This window comes from Pseudoalteromonas sp. A25 (assembly GCF_009176705.1).
Lineage (GTDB): Bacteria > Pseudomonadota > Gammaproteobacteria > Enterobacterales > Alteromonadaceae > Pseudoalteromonas.
Window position 1 is genome coordinate 3595543 of the sequence record NZ_AP021846.1, and the last position, 19672, is coordinate 3615214.

A 19672-nucleotide genomic window follows, 5' to 3' on the forward strand; every position below is an offset into this window, starting at 1 on the left:
GTGCAAAAAAAGTAGTAGGTGATCCATCATGGTACAAAGTACCCACCCATTTTTAAATGCGCTTTGGCATAACTTATCAACTTGCGTATTCTTACTCGACAGCAAATTTGTAATTCAATATGCCAACAACAGCTGCAGCGAACTCGTTGGCTTGGGCCTAAAACGCCTAATCGGATTACCAATTAATGATATCTTCAGCCATCATCATATTGACTTTGAACGCCTCGCTCAATACGCCTTAAACGATGGTGTTGACTGCCAACAGCATAGAGTTGACGTGGTGTTTATCGATAATCGCGCAGCCACGCTTAACCTGCATGCTAGGCGCTTAAACCATCAAGATGATGCCTATATTTTACTCGAGTGCCGCCGCATCGATGATGAAGTACGCTTTGACCAAGCATCAAATCAAATGCATCAATACCAAGCTGCACGCACTTTGATCCGTGGACTTGCACATGAAATAAAAAATCCTTTAGGCGGGATCAGAGGAGCGGCGCAATTATTGCAGTACGAGACCTGCCAGCAAGAACGCGATCAATGCGCACAGCTGATAATAGAACAAGCAGACCGATTAACCGAGTTGGTAGATAAATTACTGGGTCCAAATCAGTTACCAAATAGAGCACCATGTAATATCCATCAAACGCTCGAGTCGGTCATAAAACTCAGTATGTTAGATAACGCGAGTCAAATAGCGTTGCTAAAAGACTACGACCCTAGCATACCCGACATTGTTATCGATCAGTCTAAAATTCAGCAGGTTGTATTAAACATTGTGAGAAATGCACAACAAGCGTTAGAACACACTGTTGAGGGCTGTATTACATTAACCACGCGGATTAAACATCGCATGCGCCGTGGTGAGAGGTTAATGAAAAAGGCGTTGCTCATTCAAATTACCGATAATGGTCCGGGTATCGCAGAAGAGTTAAAAGATACTTTGTTCTATCCGATGATCACCAACAAAGATGGTGGCTCAGGACTAGGCTTATCCATTGCGCAAACCATTGTTGAACAACATGGTGGCTTGATCGATTACGATAGTTGGCCTGGACATACCGAATTTAATATTTACTTGCCGTTTGACAACAGCGGCACGGGAGCAAGTAATGAAAACAGTCTGGCTCGTTGATGATGATGCCTCAATCAGGTTTGTATTAGATAAAGCACTGTCGCGTGCAGGTTTCACCACTGAAAGTTTTGCCAATGCGCAAGATGTATTAACAGCGTTATCTTATAGCCAGCCCGCAGTATTGATCTCTGACGTGCGCATGCCCGGTATGGACGGTATGGCTCTGCTTGATGAAATCTCTACGCAATATCCAAACCTGCCGGTGATCATCATTACTGCTCACTCGGACTTAGATTCTGCCGTTAACGCCTTCCAAAAAGGGGCATTTGAGTATTTGGCTAAACCATTTGATTTAAACGAAGCGACGGCGCTCGTCGAACGTGCCTATCAAGCAAGTCAGCAAGCACGCAAAACTAAACGCCAGGTGCAAGAGCAAAATCATCCAGATATCATAGGTGAAGCCCCTGCAATGCAAGAAGTCTTTCGCGCGATTGGAAAGCTCTCAGCCTCCAGCATGAGTGTGTTGATCAATGGTGAATCAGGCACGGGTAAAGAGTTAGTCGCTGGTGCATTACATAATCACAGCCCAAGAAAAGAAAAAGAGTTTATTGCCCTTAATATGGCAGCCATTCCAAAAGACCTTGTTGAATCAGAACTATTTGGCCACGAAAAAGGCGCCTTCACTGGCGCTGATAGCATGCGCCGAGGGCGTTTTGAGCAAGCCAACGGTGGCACCTTATTTTTAGACGAAATCGGGGATATGCCACTCGATGTGCAAACGCGTTTATTGCGAGTACTTGCAGATGGTGAGTTCTATCGCGTTGGGGGGCACCAAAGTGTCAAAGTAGATGTGCGTATTATTGCCGCCACACACCAAGACTTAGAAACGCTGGTTAAAAAAGGCCAATTCCGTGAAGATCTCTTTCACCGGCTAAATGTTGTGCGCTTAAAGCTACCAGCGCTGCGCGAGAGAACCGAAGATATTCCAAAACTAGCGCAACACTTTTTGGCTCGCAGTGCCAAAGAACTGCAGGCAGACTCTAAAATCCTAAGTAATGAAGCAATTGAAGTCATGCGCCTTTATCATTGGCCTGGTAATGTACGTCAGTTAGAAAATACCTGCCGCTGGTTAACTGTTATGGCACCAGGGGAGCTGATCAGTGCCCATGATTTGCCCGAAGAGCTATCAGTACATACCCCTAGTGAAGAGGCCCAAGGGGATTGGCTGGACGCTTTCCAACAATGGTTAAACCTGGAACTTAAACAAGGTAAAGAGAATATTTGGCCAGCTGTACAAGCCCAACTAGAAGTGCGCCTGATCAAAACCGCCCTCAATGCTTGTCATGGCCATAAGCAAGATGCTGCACTTAAAATTGGCTGGGGTCGAAATACCCTAACCAGAAAGCTTAAAGAGCGCAATATCCACGAATAACAACAGCTAGGCTGCATAAACTGTGCAGCCACATTTATCTTATATCGTTAATATCTATCAGATATCGCGTTAAAGGTATTGATCGAAAGTGAAAAAGTCGACACTATTTGGCTAAATAGTTCATAAGTCTACATCATGAAATTACTTGAAAATGTGCCGCTGTTCAAACAAATGGAAATCATTAATAGACTGGCGTTTTTTAATGACTTTACGATTTCAGAAAGGCAAGTATTGCTAGAGTCTTTCAGTCACTTGTACCTGGTACATAGCGGGCGTTATGCTTTTAAACGCTTTGAGTTAGATAATCGATTATTTATTGTTCTCAGTGGCGAGCTTATTATCTTTAATAAGAACGAACTGTTAGAACTTGGCCGTATTACCCCTGGAGAATTTATTGGTGAAGGCGCGTTTATTTGTAAACGTGAGCATTCAATCAGCGCCAAAGCGATCAAAGACAGCATTTTGCTGGCGATAACCCCTGATGCTATGACCCGCCTACCAAACGTCATTCGTGAAAAGGTCAAAGATAAAATCATTGAGGGAATGAGTTTACGTATTAATAAACTCAGTGGTTTTATTGAAGACAATATGTAATTAACCTCAGCTGCACATAAGAGAATTTGCCCAATAAAGCTATTTCACTCACTCTCTTCGTTATTTTCATTTGTAATAGCTCGCTATTACTTCACGAAAATGCCTTGATAGTGAGCGAAATATCGTCATTGGATATTGAAGGGGTTGCAATATCTCTCTTCTGAGCTATCAAAACTCTTATCCGCAGCTGAGGTTAATTAATCAGTTTTGACAATGAAGGACAAAAGGCCGAATAAATTCGACCTTTTTGGTTACAAACTTGCGATCTTTACGATTCTGCTAATAATTGCTCAAAAGCATTAAACAGTCGTTCTAGCTCTTCTATCGTGTTGTAATGCATACAGCCGATACGCACAACGCCGCCTTTATCCATCACGCCCAATTGCTCGCATAAGCCTTGTGCATAAAAGTTGCCATCCCAGACACACATATGCTGTTTGCCTAAAAACTCAGACACAGCTCTGGGTGCCAAACCTACAAATGTAAGTGCGAACGTAGGCGTACGCTCTGCCAAGCGCGCTTTATCAGCAATACCAAATAGTGAGATCTGCGGAAACTGTTCAAGACGCGTTAGGAAGTATTCACTCAACGCCATTTCATGCTGCTTGGTTTTCACAAACGCGGTGGTTAAACGCTCACGTCGCGGCGTGTCTTCGCTCATACCACTGAGTGAAGCAATATAGTCAATCGCTGCAATTACACCCGCTAAGCCTTCAAAGCTTTGTGTACCCGTCTCCCAACGACCTGGGATAACATCTTTAGCAGGCTCCACCTTGTATGGCGTAAACCCTTCTAAGTGCTCGCGCTTGCCATAAACAATCCCCACATGTGGACCAAAGAACTTATAGGCTGAGCATGCTAAAAAGTCACAATCAAGCGCTTGTACATCGACAAGTTCATGCGGCGCATAGTGCACAGCGTCCACATAAACCAGCGCACCAACTTGGTGCGCAAGTTCCACTATTTGCTTGATGTCATTAATCGAGCCGGTGGTGTTTGAGGCGTAAGTGACCGCCACCAATTTTGTGTTATTGTTCAGCAAGCTTTTATAGTGCGCCAAATCAAGTGTGCAATCATCTTCATTAATTCGCACAGCGTGCACACTGGCACCTTTATCTTCTGCAGCTTGTCGCCACGAAGAGACATTCGAATAGTGATCTGCATTGGTCACGATAACCTCGTCACCCGTTTGCCAATCACGAGAAATTGCGCGACTAAAGCTAAAAGTTAAACTCGTCATATTCGCACCGAACACAATCTGCTCTTTGCACGGTGCATTTAATAAATCAGCCACTGCTTGACGTGCATCATTCATCAAGTTGACCGTTTTATCACTTGAGAAAAAAGCACCACCTAAATTTGAGTTGTAATAACCCAAGTAGGCCGACATAGCGCTCAGTACAGACTGTGGCACCTGCGCCCCACCCGGCCCATCTAAAAACAGAGGTGCCTGACCATTTACTCGCTGCATAAGTGCCGGGAATTGACGTCTTACTTGTATAAGATCCATAGCATACTCTTAAGCTGTAAATACAAAGCAATCTAGGTAGCCGACTTTATCAGCATCTAGCTTGTTCATTGGCGTAGCGTTATGCCAAACCTGGCGGTCATTGATCAAGGCAAATAGGCCATCTTTGATCTCCATTTTAAAGCATGGCTCTGACTCTTTGTTTTCGTAAACAAGTAGCTCACCACCTGCGATATTTTCGTGAGACACCCCACATACACAAACATGATCAAAGCCATCTTGGTGAATACCTTCAGGCGCAGGAGGCGTATCTGATTCAATCGCTAACATGCGAAACTGATGCACTTCAATATTGCGCTCATCGCCAATGCCTGTCATTTGTTTGAATTCACTTAGTAAATGCTTAAAGCCATCGCTGTTGAGTAAGTCGGTGTCGAGATTTTCATATACTCGCTCAACATTACCTTGAAAGGTATTTATTGAATCATCTTGAACAAATGCTTTGGTTGGCTGCACTGAAACCGTGTTATCTGCAAATTTTAAAACCGAATAACGGCGCTTTCTAAATGCACCATCTGCGTAAGGGTTGTCAGGAAGTTGATTAAATGAGGGCTTAACTGCTTCGATATGCGCTTGTTGGATAAAACGCAGTTGAAGCAGATTCTGGTTGTTTACTGCTGTCATTTCGCTGCCGCCTATTAATGTAAAATTAGCGACAATTCTAATCGAAATGGAAATAAATACTGCCTAATTTACCCGTCATTTGTCATAAAAATTAAATTACTAAACTAAAAAAATACCGAAAACAGGCAATCTAATCCAAGCTACAACCTTTCTCCCGAGAGTACCAATAGATAATCCCAAAAACAGTTTAAAACGCCCCGAATAGCTTGTCACCATGTAAACGTTTCAGCTCTTTTACCTGCCGGCGACTTATACTCACCTGAACTGTCGATTGCATCGTCGCAATCATCGTCGACGAGGAGCTTGCCTCAAAGCGCACCACTTTATCTAAACGAATAATTTCAGAGCGATTAGCTTTAAAGTATTTGTTATTGTCAAGGCGTTGCTCAATACGGCTAATGGGGGAGCGTAGGTAAGTTTTTCCGTAAGTCGTGTAAAGCGCAACATCATTGCCTACGACCTCAAACCTTTCCACCTGATCTAACCGTGTCATACGCTGAACTTCGCTAAATTTAAGTAATAATTGATAGTTATCAGGTAATGGGGGATCTCCTCGTTCAGTAAAGTCACACCGCTCAATTGCTTGCTTTAAACGCTCGACGCGCACCGGCTTAACCAAATAGTCGACCGCTTTTAAATCGAATGCATCAACAGCATACTGTGCGTAGGCTGTACAAAATATAAACTGTGTTTTGCCTCTCAATTGCACCGCGGCTTGGATCCCCGATATATTTGGCATATGAATATCTAAAAAAACCAAGTCAGGTTCAAGTTCATCGAAGTTATCGATAAGCCCTTGCGCGTTTTCATACTCGGCAATAATTTGTATATCATCAAAGTTGGCAAGTAACCTTTTCAAGTCTGCTCTTGCCAATCTTTCATCGTCAACGACTACCGTTTTAATCACGATTTAGCTCCAAGGTTACTATGAAATTCTGATGTTGCTTTGTATATGTTAAATATCCGGAATTACCATAGAGTAAACGCATTCTTCGCTTTAGATTCTTCAACCCAGTCCCCGTACCATGGACGTTACTCACATTGGCAATTGGGTTTTCAATCGTTAATTGCCAACGGCGCTCATTAATATGCTTCGCAGTCACCGTTATAGCCCCTTGCACATTAAAACCCACTCCATACTTAATTGCATTTTCGAGCAAGCACAACAAGGTAAAAGTGGGTAAGCTATACTGCCAACAACTCGGCGCTATATCCATTGTGAGATTTAACTGTTCATCAAATCTAATTTTCTCAATGTCGACATATCGTTTCGCGATTTTCCACTCATCTTGCAAGCTTGATATAGGCGCCCTATCAAACTGCAATTGATCACGAAACAGCTCAGCCAAACATAAAAGCATTTCTTCGGCTTGTTCTTTATCTTCATGAATAAGCGCACGAATAGAGTTGAATGAGTTAAACAAAAAGTGGGGGTTAAGTTGATTAAGCAATAAAGTACTCTGTAAGTGTTTTAATTGCTGAATCATTGTTTTTCGATCCGCATAAACACACGCCAAGCTATAACAGACACTCCAGGCAACAAACAGTAAAACGTAGTTTGAAATTGGCAACATCAAAGTAAAGAGCCACTGCTGCAACCCCATTGAACTTGATAATAAACTCATGTTCATCTGCTGCCACATCGACAATAGCAATGAATTCCACATCATGCCATGCCCTGTGGTCAGGCCTACTTGCAGCAGTGATACAAGAATAATTAATATCACACTACTCAATGAACTCAGTGCACTGATAGGCTTTTGGAATACGTATACATGAATAAAAGGCCTTAGCAATAAGTGAGAAAGAAGCAAAAAATGTAAGGCGTCCGTTATTGCAAGTAGCCACAACTTAACACTTTGCCCGGTTAGCTGCTCGTCAACCAACGTATAGCCATGTTGCACATACACAAAGGCCACAACAATACCGACAATCCCTTGCAATACAAAGTATTCTTTAGAAGCCTGCAATAAAGACATCGCCTTGCTTGCCAGCAACACAATGTCTTGTCTAACTCTATTCATACCTAAGGGCGTCTATCGGGTCGAGCCTAGATGCTTTAATCGCTGGCGCTAAACCAAAAAATACGCCGACAAAAGTGGTAAAACCAAATGACAACCAGATAGCCCAAGCAGGCACTAAATCGAGCGCAGAAGAGGAAGGTAACAATATTGCAAACATCGCGGCAGCTGACAGGCCGATCAGTAACCCGACCACGCCACCAAGAATAGACAACATCAATGATTCGATTAAAAATTGCATCATGATAAATTGTGGTGTCGCGCCCAATGACTTAACGATACCAATTTCTTTGGTTCGTTCCGTCACCGATACCAGCATAATATTCATAACACCAATGCCGCCCACAAAAAGGCTTAAACCAACAACACCGGAGGTCACCATCAACACCATATTTACGATGCTATCAAACTTCTCCTGCATCTTTTCTGCTGTGATAAACTCGAAAGTATCTTGCTCACCGGGTTGCACGCCCATACGATAACGAACTAATTCACTGATTTGCCCTTTAATCGCATCAAAGTGAACGCCTTCTTTTGGTCGAAATAGAATGGTTAAATTATTAGAAATCGAATCCCCATAAATCGACCTCAAGGTATTGAGTGGCACAATAATATAATTATCTTGGTCAAACCCAAACAAAGACCCGCGTCGCTCACCCACCCCAATTACTCGCAGCCAATCGTCATTGAGGCGCACAAAATGCCCCACAGGGTCTTTTGGCAAGTTAAGATTTTTCAACACAGTAGCGCCTAAAAATACAACACGTCTGCGATACTGATCATCACTTGGTGACAAGAACCGTCCAAATTCAGGGTACACCTTGACCACTCTTTGATACACACTGTCAGTACCTATCAATTGCGTTGAGATACTCTTTCCTGAATATTCTATATTTGCAGAAAACTCAGTCGGTTGCATAGACGGTGATATATCTCTTATAAAATCAGCTTTATTTTTCAACCAGATATAATCATCATAATTAAGTTCTTTTTGCTGACCAAGTAGCCTCTGTTGTTCTGACGTTTTCGCTGTCAAAGTCACCATATCGCTGGCAAAATCATTGAGCTGATTACCAATCATCGAACTCATACCATTCATAACAGCAACCACGGTTACTACCGCAGCAACACCAATCACAATGCCTAAGGTCGTTAATATACTCCTCAGCCCATTACTGTATATCGATATCGCGGATGCTTTTAAACACTGCCAAAGCATATTCAGAAACTTAAACATATAACACCGCCTTTTCAGAATTAGCTTGAGGCACCATCGTCAACGTATCTTGAGACACTTCGCCATCAACAATACGAATCGTTCTTTGACAATGCTCGGCTATGTGCTGCTCATGTGTCACAAGTACAATGGTGTGTCCCTCTTGGTGCAATTCATCAAACAACTGCATAATTTCATCGGTCGTTTTGCTATCAAGGTTACCCGTTGGCTCATCGCCCAATAGTATTGTTGGTCTAGTAACCAAAGCACGCGCAATCGCTATTCGCTGCCGTTGTCCACCAGATAGCTGGTTTGGTAATAAGTTCGCTTTATGCGCTAAACCAACTCGCTCCAAAGCATAAAATGCCGCTTCCTTGCGCGCGTTATCAGACATCCCTCTATAAATCAGAGGCTGCATTACATTTGCCAAAGCCGTCACTTTAGGTAGAAGATTAAAGCTTTGAAAAATAAACCCTATCTCTTTATTCCGAACGCTTGCTAGCCGGCTCTGACTCAATCCCGCAACATGCTCATCATTTAAAATATATTCACCTTTAGAGGGTGAATCTAAGCAACCCAAAATGTTCATTAATGTTGACTTGCCAGAGCCTGATGGTCCGATAATTGCGTTGTAGCTATTTTCATAAATTTCTAAATCGATACCATTTAACGCGTAGAATACTTCATCGCCAAGCTGGTATGATTTACAAATATTTTGTAATTGAATGACCGCCCTGCCGTTCATGTTCTCTCCTATAAACTGCTGGTATTCACGCGCACATTATCTCGCAATGAATAAAGTGTTCGCCCAGGACCGGTAATAACAAGTTGATCTTGATCTAAACCTTCTAACACAACTTGCTGTGTATCGTTTGAAATCCCCAAACTAACAGGTTGACGCATCGCTCGGTCATCTTTCACAGTCCAAACATAGTGATCTGACTCATCAGCCGCGTTTTGCTGCACTGCAGCGATGGGAATATGGATCGCTGGATTCGAGTGATTGTGAATGATCTCTGCACGGCAACTCATACCAGCAAACAGTTTTTGTTCGTGCTCACCAAGCTCAAGCTTCAACAACATCACTAAGCCTCGGTTTTTATCAATACGCTTTGCAAGCGGGCTTATTTCAGCAACCTTTGCCATGATCGGCTTTTGAGGTTGCGTTGCCGAGAAAACCTTAACCTGTTGACCTAGTTGAATATTGCCAATGTCAGCTTCATCTACACGCAACTCAACTTCTAAAGAGTCAGGGTCGGCCAACTCTAACAATGCAGAACCAATAATATTTGTCGTACCGGCTACCACGGTTTCACCTTTTTTCACGCCAACCTGCGTGATCACCCCTGAAATTGGCGCCCTAAACTCTGTTTTTGCCAACTCTTGCTTTGCCTCTTTTAATGATGCTTGAGCTTGTCCTAACCCTTGCTTGGCAACTTGTATATCAAACTTGGCTATTTGCAGTTCGGTACTCAATTCATCAATTAAGTCTTGCCCAACCAAGTTCTTTGCAAACAACTCGTTGTAACGCTTAAGTTTGCGCTCAGTATTTCGATAGACTTCCTGGTTGCGTTTTAACGATATTTGCTCAGAGCGTACTTGCGCCTCGGCACGGTTTGCTCGTGCACTAAACGCACTATCATCCAAGCGAATTAACAAATCTCCGGCTTCTACATGCTGACCTTCTCTTACTAACACTTCTATAACTCGCCCTGTCACTTCAGAACGAATTTGCACATTAGAGCCATAAACAAAGTTACCTGAGGCAAGGATGCTTTGCTCCAGCACGCCTTTTTGAGTTGCTGTCACTACCACATCGAGCGTTTCTGATTTTTGTGATTTTTTAACCCCAACCAAAACCGCGATGCCAATTACGATACCCAATCCAATTATTAGCTTCTTCATAATTTTTCCCTTTAAATCAACAGTAACCAAGTGATAAATATGGCTAAGTAAGGGGCTGATGCTAATGCAACCGACTTAGAGTAAGAAAACTGACACCAAATATGCAGCCCAACAGCAGCCAAAGCTATTTGCCAGAGGTAGAAGATATCGAGATATTCTGCCCATTGATAAAGCACATCAGTGCTGTTAAGCCCGAGGAACAACTGATTAAGAGATGAATAACCAGCTAGGTTCAGTTCCAGCTCATGTGATGGTGTTACAAAGAACAACAATAAAAAGCCAAGATATTTCACAACAATGGGCAGCTGAGTACACAAGGTAAATAGAAACCAATCATTGAACTCTATTTTGCGATCTGCGCTGTTGCCAATAACCATGTAATAACCAGCTAAGGCCAACGACGCTAACAAAGTCATTATCATAGAGATAATGCCACCTGAAACGCCTGAATACTCAGCAAACTTTCTGAAAACTCGACCCAGTTCTTCTCGCTCACTCTGAGATAACTCACCTGCTGCCGCGAGTTGCTTGTTAACCACCCAATCAGGGTCAATTGCACCAAAAAACACCAAGTTACTGATCATATACATTGCGAATATCAGTAAAAACACAAGCCAGCTTAGGTGGCGAGAGTCTGTTAACTTACGAAATACATCACTGGGGGATACGTAAATTAGCATTAAAGCTTGTGGCGCTTGTAACGCTGAAGATGGCGTTCTCATTGCTGCCCCCCATTGCTTTGTGCGTCTTCATTGTCTTTTTTCAAACTACTTTTAATTTTACCGGTAAATGCCCAAACAATAAGTGCCCCCCAAACCGCCCATGACAAACCAGCAGGAATGTTTGTAACGAAGATCTTTACAAGGCTCTTACGGTTAAAAAATGCCGCTAAAATAGTCGGTAAAAACCATACCGCTAAAAATATAGCGAGGAATGCAGCTGCATTTGCAGGGTTCATTGAACTGATCGTATTGGTGATCAAATCTATTTGTTCTTTAAAATCAAAATCCATCATCGTTCTCCTAATAATGTGTAAGTATGATTTAACCAAGCCGTCAGCTGCATCTCAAAAAAAGATGGCTAACGGTCATATGCTGGTGTGAGCGGTCAAATCATGACTTTTATCGCCTATAGCGACTCCAAGCTTTTTATAAACTCATCGGCAAAATGCAAGGCATCTTGCTGTTTGATAAGCTGCGTGTCGTACTTAACGTTTACGTGTAACTGGCCTTCAATATCCAAACACTCTATTGCTATGTCGACTTGTCCACATTGCTGAATTAAACCTTGGAGTGTTGCTTTATATGGGCCCAAGTTGAACTCGGGGCTGTGCATTCCTTGCGCAAATGCATACTCAATATGAGCCTGAGACATATGCGATTGGTGTAACGCAAAGGTTGTTTGCGCAAGAGCAGCTCTGCCCGATGTTGGTTGCTTACAAAATTGTCTAACTAAAGTAGAAAAAGGGATCTCTCTATATTGCAGGCTTGCATATACCTCCTTGGATGTGTCCTCTAAAACCTGTGCCCAGCTTGTTGTATTATCAATGTGCAGTGTGACTGGCACTTGGTTTACAAAGTTGCCAATACTGTGATGCTCATTGCCTTGACGAAGTGATACTGGTGTACCGACCACCATTTTCTCATCGCCACAATATTGATTTAAAAACCTAAAGTAGGCTGCTAACAAGAACACGTACGCACTTTGATCACTGCTACGTATTTTTTCATTCAAGATGGCTGAACTTTCTCGTGACAAAGACACGACAAACCCTGCACCATCTAAGCTTTGTCTTTCACTATTATCATGAACGGGTAATGACAGTAACGGTGCATCGGATAATCGAGTCTGCCAATGTTGCATCGCTTCATTGATAAACGACGGTTCTAGTCTTGTGAGTCGCTGAGAAAACGCGCTTTGAACACCGCTTTCATGCGTGATAGCTTGTCCTGACAATACCTGCTTTAATCGCTCTATCAGCAGTTCCATACTCTGTAAATCAACCGACAAATGATGCATTACAAGCAGTATATCCGTGCACCGTTGTGTGCTTAGCGTATGTAAGTGAACTAGCGGTCCTTGCTTTATATTAATTGCAGCTACCGCGGCCTTCTGCACATACCCGCTGATATCTCGCTCTGTCCAGGTGCGCGCATCATGATGCTGAACTAACACACTCTGCTCTACATTTACAGCCTTGGTCTCTCGCCCTGCCTGCTTATAACCTGTAGATAAATTAGGTGCACTGTCAATTACTTGCCTCACTGCTCGTTCAATCGTTTCAATACATACATTGCCCTGCAATTGGAGGTGTACAGGTACGTTGTAAGCTGATGTCGCGGGATTCAATAACGCAGAAAAGTATAAGCCTTGTAATGTTGGCGCTATATCAGGCACAGCCACTTCATTAAACTCGCTCTTGGCACACGAATTCAACTGCTCATGACTTTGCAATTCATGCTCAAGTTTATCAGCTAAGGTGCGCAGCGTATTAAACTTAATCCCATCAAATAACGATAGTTTCACACCAAACTTCTGATAAATAAGCTCTAAAACGCGTACCAATAATAATGAGCGACCACCCAGTGACGTAAACTCATCATCAATACTGCTTGGCGATACACCTAATGCAGTCGCCCAAATTTCACCGAGTGTCTGTTGCAATTCGCTAGCGCCTTTAATCTTCACTTTGGACCCATCCAGTGCAGGCCACGCTTGTTCAACCAATTGCGTCAGATCTGAAGTTCGCTCGAAAAGCACGTTCAACGCTTGTAGCGGCAAGCCTTGAGGCTTTGAGGTTGGCTTTTGTTGAGTCGTGTCACTGAGTGAAGTTTCAGCACGATGCTGCGGATTAAAACTTAAATTAAGCAGTTTTTCACTTGCCACCTCAAGCGGGCTTTGTGTGTTAGTTTGACCGCAGATTTGAGCTACATCATCATAAAACTGCCTTAGTGGTAAGTTGCGCTCAGTCGTGCACCACTGTAAACATACATTGTTACAGCCATGCTCAGCAGCACTGTGCGCAATTGCGCGTAAAAACTGATGCTCAATCCCCTTATTAAGTGCTCGGCAACTCAATAAAATATTTTCGACTTCACAGCTATCACCAACAAAGCGGTAAAGCGCCACACCAACTAGGCCATAGTCACCAAATTTATCAGAGGCACTCAAAGTGAGGACAACATCACCTTGGCGTTGTTTGTGGATCAGTTCGTTCACAGAGTAACTTTGCTTATTGGCATTGAATTGATTTGTTCTGCTTGTAAGCTGGCTCACTCGCTCTATCTGCTGATCAGTAACAGTACAGATCTCAACAGTCACTGCGAGTTCCCGAATAAAGTCAGCGTAGGTTTTACTGTTCTTAAGAGCCGCATCTCGCTGGCCCTGATCAATGTAAAGCTGATGACGTGTGGCATCAAACTCACTGCCATCTGAGTCATTAAACAGCCAATGCTGATTGATCAATTGCAACGCTTCGTTCTCACTTGCAGGAAATTGCAAACATAGCGTTTGTGGATGATGCGCAGCAACCTCTGCACATTCAGCTTCATTGTCATCAATAAAAATAAAGGAGTTGGCGCTAAGAGAAAGAGCTTGCTCGATATCAGTAATATTTTGCGACTTAGCCTGCCAATTCACCTTTTTAATAATAAAGTCGTCTGGAGACAAAAGCATATCTGGATGCTGCTGCAATGCATCAACCACATCCTTCTCTATATTTTTACTACATAGCGCAAGTAACACACCTTGCTGCTTTTGTTTTAATAAGCGGCTTTGCAGTGCTTTGTGTTGCGCATTGACTGTAATACCTTCAATCCCAAGCTCACCAACAACACCATTCCAAAGCGTATTATCGGCATCGACCACTATCACCTTGTGAGGTTGTTTTTGCGATAAACTCAGGTGCTTTAGGCTCGTACTTGCTGCCGCTGCATACCAGGACTGACTAAAAGGGATCATCGCCTCAGTTACAACGTTATCACTAAACTCCTGTATCTGTGGGTAGATATCCTTTAAATCGCTAGGCAGTACAACGTTCACTCGCTTTGGTGTAATTAATTTCTGTGCCCATGCATTGACTGCATCACCAATCGGCTCTTTGGCTTGAGTAGGTGTTAGTAACAGCGTGAGTGGCACTTGAGATTGCGATGAATAACTATTAAGTACTTGCTCAAAGTCTGCAAAATCCAGCTCAATACCATACTGTTCATATGGCTTGCGCTTTGATGGCGTCGCCTGATGGGCTTCGCGTTTGGCTGTCACGGTATAAAGGCCGGTATTTGATAACTCAGACTCCACTTCAACTAATACAGAAAAGCCATTTTGCTCTAATATGTTAAGCGCCGCTTTTAGGTTATCTCCCTGTTCATCGTGCACTTCTAGACAGATCTGTCTGACTTTAGAAAAGTCATCCTTTGTCATCGCTTGCAAAATACCCAGCTCTGCTTTTTCAGCGTCAATTTTTAACAAACCAATTTGGTCTATATTTTGCTCTTTAATAAACGCTGAAAGTCCAATTAAATCACAATCAATATCTTGCTTTTCTAACCTATCTTTTAGCATTTGCTCTGTAAGGTCATTCAAAAATGACTCATCGTCGCTTTTGGTAATGCGCTTAACTTGGTTGTAGATAACATGACGCACAGCTTCAGTGTCTGCTTCACCATCAGTAAAAAACCCCGAAAACACCGATGTTTTTGGATAGAAAGTAAAACATGCATGACCGTGATGACCTGAAACACCACTTTGATATACATTGACATTTCCTCGACCAGCCACATTGGCAGCTAAACATTGCGCTGCCATAGGAGAAGGCTCAAAGGCGTGAACAGTAACATTGTTCGCTTGATTGATAGCATATAAAGAGAACATCCCGATGTTTGCACCTACATCAATAACAACATCGTTATCCTCTATAATCACACCGTTTCTGGCGTAGCACCTATCGATGAATATTTCTTTGTACAAATAATCCGTTTCATACTCGTTAATTTGCGCAACCTGCAATCCATTTGGTAGATAATGGGTGGCCAAGTTGTCAGGCTCTTGGCTGAGTAAATGACGCTTTATCAGGTCTTCTGGACGAACAACCAGCACGTTCATTAGGCTACTGGTCGAGTGAATACTCGGGTCTAACAAAAAGTGCTGCCAGTGCCTATATTCATAAAGCGCTACACCAACACGTAAAGGAGAATCAGCGCTAAGTGCGTTAAACGCTTCAGCAATAGGCTGCAACGTAAACGAACCACCAATGTTCATTGATTGCACAGCTTTGCTATCAACAGCGACAAAAGATAAACCACTCATCAGGCTGACTAACTCGCCTGTGCGCGCATAAATACTTAAGTCTGCGCTAAGTGTTGTATTGGTACTTTGTATATTTGCAAACTCTACTTTTAAAGGCGCAGTAAACGGCTCATTAGTAAGCCAAACCTTATCTATATGACTCAATACCATAGTGGTTTTTAACGACTCACTATTACGTACCAACAAACTATGAATACAGGCATCAAGTAGCTGAGTTTGCGTCAGCAGCTGCGTTTGCGAATCAACAATGCAAGTATCTGGCTGCTGCGTTAGAAGGTGCACACTTCGATAGCCGTCAGTAAACTTGTTGCCAATAGCCTCAAGTTGTTGATACTGCTGCTCTGCAAGAGCATGTTTACTGTCATGCCAAGGCTGCTTTTGCATCCCTACAGGTACAAAAGAATCTCGCTGCGCATGTAAACATGCTTGATTATTGTGTGCCAATGAAACCGTTATATCTTGCAAAGCGCAATCAACAACAGTGCTTGATAGATCATGTTCAAGGCATAAACTAGGAAAGCGTACATCTCGTAGGCATGTTCCTTGTGTATTGTCCGTGTCATTCGCACTTGCTTTTAACACAAAATATGCACCAGGGACTACAGACTCTCCGTTCACCATGTGCCCTGAAAATATCTCATCTGGCGTTATTCTATTGTTAATCACTGCTTTGCTCCTAAATTAATGCTGTGACAATAAGCCCAGCTTCTGAGCTCGGCGTGTTGCTAAAGAAAACATGAAGTAACCCAATAGGAAGTACAAAACACCGCTTGCAAAAGCGAAAATATGTTCGTTTCCTAATGAGATTAAGTTACCCGACATCATTTGCTTGATTTGTGAGGCGCTTGAGGTCAAAGGCAAGAAATAACCTGCGATCTTGCTGGTTTCATTCCAGCTCTCCCAAGGCAAGGTAATAAGAAATAAAAGCACCAACTGAAGTATTCCTATCAACCCCATTGCTCGCTTAGCCAATAACGTGATAGAACCGACCAACATACCTAGACCTATACCACCAAGAACACACGCCACTATTGGTACAAGCGCCTCAGCAGGAAATTGCAAATCAACGCCGGTGCCTATAACAACCGCAGCGAGCGTCACTAATGTCAGCACAATACTGACACCTAGGTTGGCAATCGCACGGATAAAAATAAGGACTGGTAAATTCACTCTCGCTATTAGTAGTTGCTCCAATGTTCCCGTATCAGACTCTTTTTGCAGCTCACCACTGACGCCAGCAAAAACAGACACAACCAACGTCCAAGTAACATATAGAATAACGATGGACTGCAGCCTATCTCCAAATTTTTCGGCTCCTCCGGCAAGATATTCCGCACCCAAAAACAGCCCAAAAAACATGAACAACATGACGAAAATTAATGCAAAAGCATCGACTGGATAACGTAAAAACATTCTCCAAGCACGCAAAGTTTCGATTCTTAATAACTGAAACATAGTTAGCTCCTTGCATAGCTCAAAAAGACTTTTTCAAAGTCAGGAGCTACTCTTGTTAGGCTAATTACCGGACGGGGTTTAGCTAAATTCATCACCTCATATATGTGCTCATCTGCGATACCCGATACGCTTCGTTGCGACACATCTACACTCAAAGCAGACAATTGAGCTTTCAGCGTTTCATCTATGTCTACACCCAACTCTAACTGATAAAAATCTTTTACATTTTCATTGAGTAACTTTGGCTTAATGTTGTCTGCAACGAGTTGACCCTTAGTGATAATGGCAACGCGATCTGATAACTTTTCCGCCACAGATAACTCATGCGTCGTGATTAGTATGCTCGTGCCCTGCTCTTTTAATTTATTAATGGACTCCACCAATGCTTGGGTATTGTCAAAGTCTATGCCCAAAGTAGGTTCGTCTAAGAGCAAAACTTGTGGGTTATGTACCATTGCAACGCACACAGCTAACCGTTGCTGCATGCCTCGCGATAACTTCTGAACATATTGCTCAGCCTTATCTGATAGATTAAACATCTGCAAAAGCTCCTCGGCCCGTTGCCGAGCTGCTTTTGCACTCAAACCACGCAGTACGCCAAAATACTCCAAGTTTTCCATCGCACTCATACGCCAATACAAGTTGCGGTGCCCTTCTAAAAGAGCACTTACTTGCAGCTTGCCAGCACTTTTCACCCCATTTATTGAGATACTGCCTTCGTCTGGTTCAATCAGACCCGCTAAGATTTTTATCATGGTGGTTTTGCCGGCCCCATTGAGACCGAGAAAGCCAAGTATCTCACCATCTTCAATCGTCAATGAGACGTCAGACACCGCGTTAACGGTGCCCTCCGAACTTTTATAGCGTTTACTGATATTTTCAGCTTTAATCACGACGCTTGACTCCACTGCTGTTTTTCATGAATGTCGATACGCTCAACACCGTTTAGACGTCGAACCTCAATACCTCTGTGCTTGCACGTTGCCATTAGCTTATTTGATTCAATAATTGGCAACGATTCTGCTTCATACTCAATACTTGAGATGTAAGTTAACCAAGGCTCCATACCCATTGCGTATACATACACATTCGATGGGTTAAACTGATTTACAATCCCAAGCGCTCTTTCATAATCAGAGCCATTTAAGCGACGAGACTGATCCATTTTGCGCTCCACAGGCTTGCTATATAACGGGCCATATAACCATGACATCGGCGCCCCCTTACATTCCATACCGATAAAGATGTGATCAATCTCTCCCACCATGCCGTGAACATGCTCATACATCTTCGGTTCAATATTGTTTGAATCAGCGGCACATAAAATTTTCTTGCCTTGTAATTCAAAGAAAAATGCCAACTTACTCTTAATGTGTAAGTCACCGTGCTCACCAAAGAATGGTAGCCCCAAAATACGTCCTCCCGGTACTGCAAAATCTTCCAGTTCATCCAACTCAATAACGTTGTTGAACCCTACAGCATTGAGTAAAAGCTTCATTGATGGGTCTTGTAATGAGCCGCCATTATTTTTAGGAACTAAAATGGTGCCAATCTTATGGCGGATCTGAAGTAACGTCTCGAACATCACGTGATCTTGGTGATTGTGAGTCAACACAACGTAATCAAGTTTTTCAGGTAAGTTCTCGTAGGTATAACGCGGACTTGCGCCTTCAAAATCGTAGGCTATCACCGGATCTGTCATGATGCTGATCTCATCAGTTTGGATCAGAATGGTTGCGTGACCATAGTAGTCAACCCGCACACCTGACTCTGGCAGAGGCGTTGCTTTTTGCTCTTTTTGTTCTACGAAGAACGACTTAAGTAGCTCGTTTTCTTGAGCTGATAAATCAAAGCGCTCTGTGATCTCTTCAATAATATCGGTAGAGCCTGCCTCATAACGCATCTTGAATAAGCGATCGACTAACGGATCGTTGTACGCCAAAGGAAGGTGTAACTCGCCCTCTAGAGGGAAGCGAGGCGTACTCAATACAAAAGGACGGTCATCAGCATGAATAAACGACAAACTGATACTTTGTAGCTCAGGACGATACAATGAGCTGTTGTACAATAGCGGCTCAATGAAACGGATAGACGCATGATGATTGAGGTCATAACCGATTTCTACAAATCCCTTTAGGTTCTCAGGTACTTTTTCATACAACTCTTCAATTGAGAAGCCTTTCGCCTCATCTTCAAGCAGCTGATTTACTTCTTTAATTGAATCACATAGTGCAATAAGGTCACCTAGGTCCGTTTTAGTCTTATCGACATGCTTGCTCACTAAATCAATACTGCCCGAGAAATCCATGAATGGACCACCACGCATAGCAGGGTTCTTGGCTGCTGCTTTATGTAGGTGTGGCGCTTGTAAGAATGACTCCAAAATACGCAAGTGTAATTTACTGGTTAAACAGCCTGCTGTTGCTGGTTGCAACATGTACGGCCATGCATACCATTGGTTCCAAAGCGGCTCAACTTTAATGTTAGAACGTAGAAATACAGTATTTGCTTTCAT

16 protein-coding genes are annotated in these 19672 nt (G+C 42.9%); 3 read left to right on the forward strand and 13 right to left on the reverse strand.

The features are described 5' to 3' along the window. Positions 1 to 28 precede the first annotated feature (28 nt). The 3 genes from glnL (at position 29) to GDK41_RS15635 (ending at position 3101) form a co-directional block, all read left to right on the forward strand. The gene (gene glnL, locus GDK41_RS15625) at positions 29 to 1135 is read left to right on the forward strand and encodes a nitrogen regulation protein NR(II) (protein ID WP_152087266.1); all 1107 of its coding nucleotides are present in this window, start codon (positions 29 to 31) and stop codon (positions 1133 to 1135) included. After that, positions 1113 to 2507: a nitrogen regulation protein NR(I) gene (gene ntrC, locus GDK41_RS15630; protein ID WP_152087267.1), complete on the forward strand. Its 1395-nt coding sequence runs from the start codon at positions 1113 to 1115 to the stop codon at positions 2505 to 2507. Before glnL ends, ntrC begins: the two co-directional genes overlap by 23 nt. Before the next feature lie 135 nt (positions 2508 to 2642). Further along, entirely contained in the window at positions 2643 to 3101 is a 459-nt protein-coding gene (locus tag GDK41_RS15635) for a cyclic nucleotide-binding domain-containing protein (protein ID WP_152087268.1), read from the forward strand. A gap of 268 nt (positions 3102 to 3369) precedes the next feature. Here GDK41_RS15635 and GDK41_RS15640 read toward each other — a convergent pair whose 3' ends face one another. The 13 genes from GDK41_RS15640 to GDK41_RS15700 form a co-directional block, all read right to left on the reverse strand. Then, a complete protein-coding gene (locus GDK41_RS15640) occupies positions 3370 to 4611 on the reverse strand; it encodes a cysteine desulfurase-like protein (RefSeq protein ID WP_152087269.1) in 1242 nt (413 codons plus the stop codon). A gap of 9 nt (positions 4612 to 4620) precedes the next feature. Next, complete coding sequence (locus GDK41_RS15645; protein ID WP_152087270.1) at positions 4621 to 5253, reverse strand: 2OG-Fe dioxygenase family protein; 633 nt, start codon at positions 5251 to 5253, stop codon at positions 4621 to 4623. 187 nt (positions 5254 to 5440) lie between these two features. Continuing rightward, on the reverse strand, positions 5441 to 6160 hold the full coding sequence (locus GDK41_RS15650) for a LytR/AlgR family response regulator transcription factor (RefSeq protein WP_152087271.1): 720 nt from the start codon (positions 6158 to 6160) through the stop codon (positions 5441 to 5443). Then, entirely contained in the window at positions 6153 to 7277 is a 1125-nt protein-coding gene (locus tag GDK41_RS15655) for a sensor histidine kinase (protein ID WP_152087272.1), read from the reverse strand. Before GDK41_RS15655 ends, GDK41_RS15650 begins: the two co-directional genes overlap by 8 nt. Further along, positions 7270 to 8511, reverse strand: coding sequence for an ABC transporter permease (locus tag GDK41_RS15660; RefSeq protein WP_152087273.1), 1242 nt, complete (start codon positions 8509 to 8511; stop codon positions 7270 to 7272). Before GDK41_RS15660 ends, GDK41_RS15655 begins: the two co-directional genes overlap by 8 nt. Then, positions 8504 to 9235, reverse strand: coding sequence for an ABC transporter ATP-binding protein (locus GDK41_RS15665; RefSeq protein ID WP_152087274.1), 732 nt, complete (start codon positions 9233 to 9235; stop codon positions 8504 to 8506). The genes GDK41_RS15660 and GDK41_RS15665 overlap by 8 nt, the downstream gene beginning before the upstream one ends. An 8-nt stretch (positions 9236 to 9243) precedes the next feature. Next, a complete protein-coding gene (locus GDK41_RS15670; RefSeq protein WP_152087275.1) occupies positions 9244 to 10395 on the reverse strand; it encodes an efflux RND transporter periplasmic adaptor subunit in 1152 nt (383 codons plus the stop codon). Positions 10396 to 10406: 11 nt separating this feature from the next. Further along, entirely contained in the window at positions 10407 to 11117 is a 711-nt protein-coding gene (locus tag GDK41_RS15675) for a YIP1 family protein (RefSeq protein ID WP_152087276.1), read from the reverse strand. Further along, positions 11114 to 11410, reverse strand: a complete 297-nt coding sequence (locus tag GDK41_RS15680) for a superinfection immunity protein (RefSeq protein WP_232056478.1) — start codon at positions 11408 to 11410, stop codon at positions 11114 to 11116. The genes GDK41_RS15675 and GDK41_RS15680 overlap by 4 nt, the downstream gene beginning before the upstream one ends. Positions 11411 to 11523: 113 nt before the next feature. After that, positions 11524 to 16368 (reverse strand): FkbM family methyltransferase, encoded by a 4845-nt coding sequence (locus GDK41_RS15685; protein WP_152087277.1) that lies wholly within the window; start codon positions 16366 to 16368, stop codon positions 11524 to 11526. A 15-nt stretch (positions 16369 to 16383) separates the two neighbouring features. Beyond that, positions 16384 to 17157, reverse strand: a complete 774-nt coding sequence (locus tag GDK41_RS15690; protein ID WP_152087278.1) for an ABC transporter permease — start codon at positions 17155 to 17157, stop codon at positions 16384 to 16386. Positions 17158 to 17159: 2 nt separating this feature from the next. After that, positions 17160 to 18050: an ABC transporter ATP-binding protein gene (locus GDK41_RS15695; RefSeq protein WP_172971630.1), complete on the reverse strand. Its 891-nt coding sequence runs from the start codon at positions 18048 to 18050 to the stop codon at positions 17160 to 17162. Continuing rightward, a complete protein-coding gene (locus tag GDK41_RS15700) occupies positions 18047 to 19672 on the reverse strand; it encodes an MBL fold metallo-hydrolase (RefSeq protein WP_152087280.1) in 1626 nt (541 codons plus the stop codon). Before GDK41_RS15700 ends, GDK41_RS15695 begins: the two co-directional genes overlap by 4 nt.

Bases quoted from the DNA above. Each gene is read 5' to 3' on its own strand.
- GDK41_RS15660 (WP_152087273.1), bottom strand. From the start codon at position 8,511: ATGTTTAAGTTTCTGAATATGCTTTGGCAGTGTTTAAAAGCATCCGCG.
- GDK41_RS15665 (WP_152087274.1), bottom strand. From the start codon at position 9,235: ATGAACGGCAGGGCGGTCATTCAATTACAAAATATTTGTAAATCATAC.
- GDK41_RS15670 (WP_152087275.1), bottom strand. From the start codon at position 10,395: ATGAAGAAGCTAATAATTGGATTGGGTATCGTAATTGGCATCGCGGTT.
- ntrC (WP_152087267.1), top strand. From the start codon at position 1,113: ATGAAAACAGTCTGGCTCGTTGATGATGATGCCTCAATCAGGTTTGTA.
- GDK41_RS15690 (WP_152087278.1), bottom strand. From the start codon at position 17,157: ATGTTTCAGTTATTAAGAATCGAAACTTTGCGTGCTTGGAGAATGTTT.
- GDK41_RS15635 (WP_152087268.1), top strand. From the start codon at position 2,643: ATGAAATTACTTGAAAATGTGCCGCTGTTCAAACAAATGGAAATCATT.
- GDK41_RS15655 (WP_152087272.1), bottom strand. From the start codon at position 7,277: ATGAATAGAGTTAGACAAGACATTGTGTTGCTGGCAAGCAAGGCGATG.
- GDK41_RS15640 (WP_152087269.1), bottom strand. From the start codon at position 4,611: ATGGATCTTATACAAGTAAGACGTCAATTCCCGGCACTTATGCAGCGA.
- GDK41_RS15680 (WP_232056478.1), bottom strand. From the start codon at position 11,410: ATGATGGATTTTGATTTTAAAGAACAAATAGATTTGATCACCAATACG.
- GDK41_RS15645 (WP_152087270.1), bottom strand. From the start codon at position 5,253: ATGACAGCAGTAAACAACCAGAATCTGCTTCAACTGCGTTTTATCCAA.
- glnL (WP_152087266.1), top strand. From the start codon at position 29: ATGGTACAAAGTACCCACCCATTTTTAAATGCGCTTTGGCATAACTTA.
- GDK41_RS15700 (WP_152087280.1), bottom strand. From the start codon at position 19,672: ATGAAAGCAAATACTGTATTTCTACGTTCTAACATTAAAGTTGAGCCG.
- GDK41_RS15675 (WP_152087276.1), bottom strand. From the start codon at position 11,117: ATGAGAACGCCATCTTCAGCGTTACAAGCGCCACAAGCTTTAATGCTA.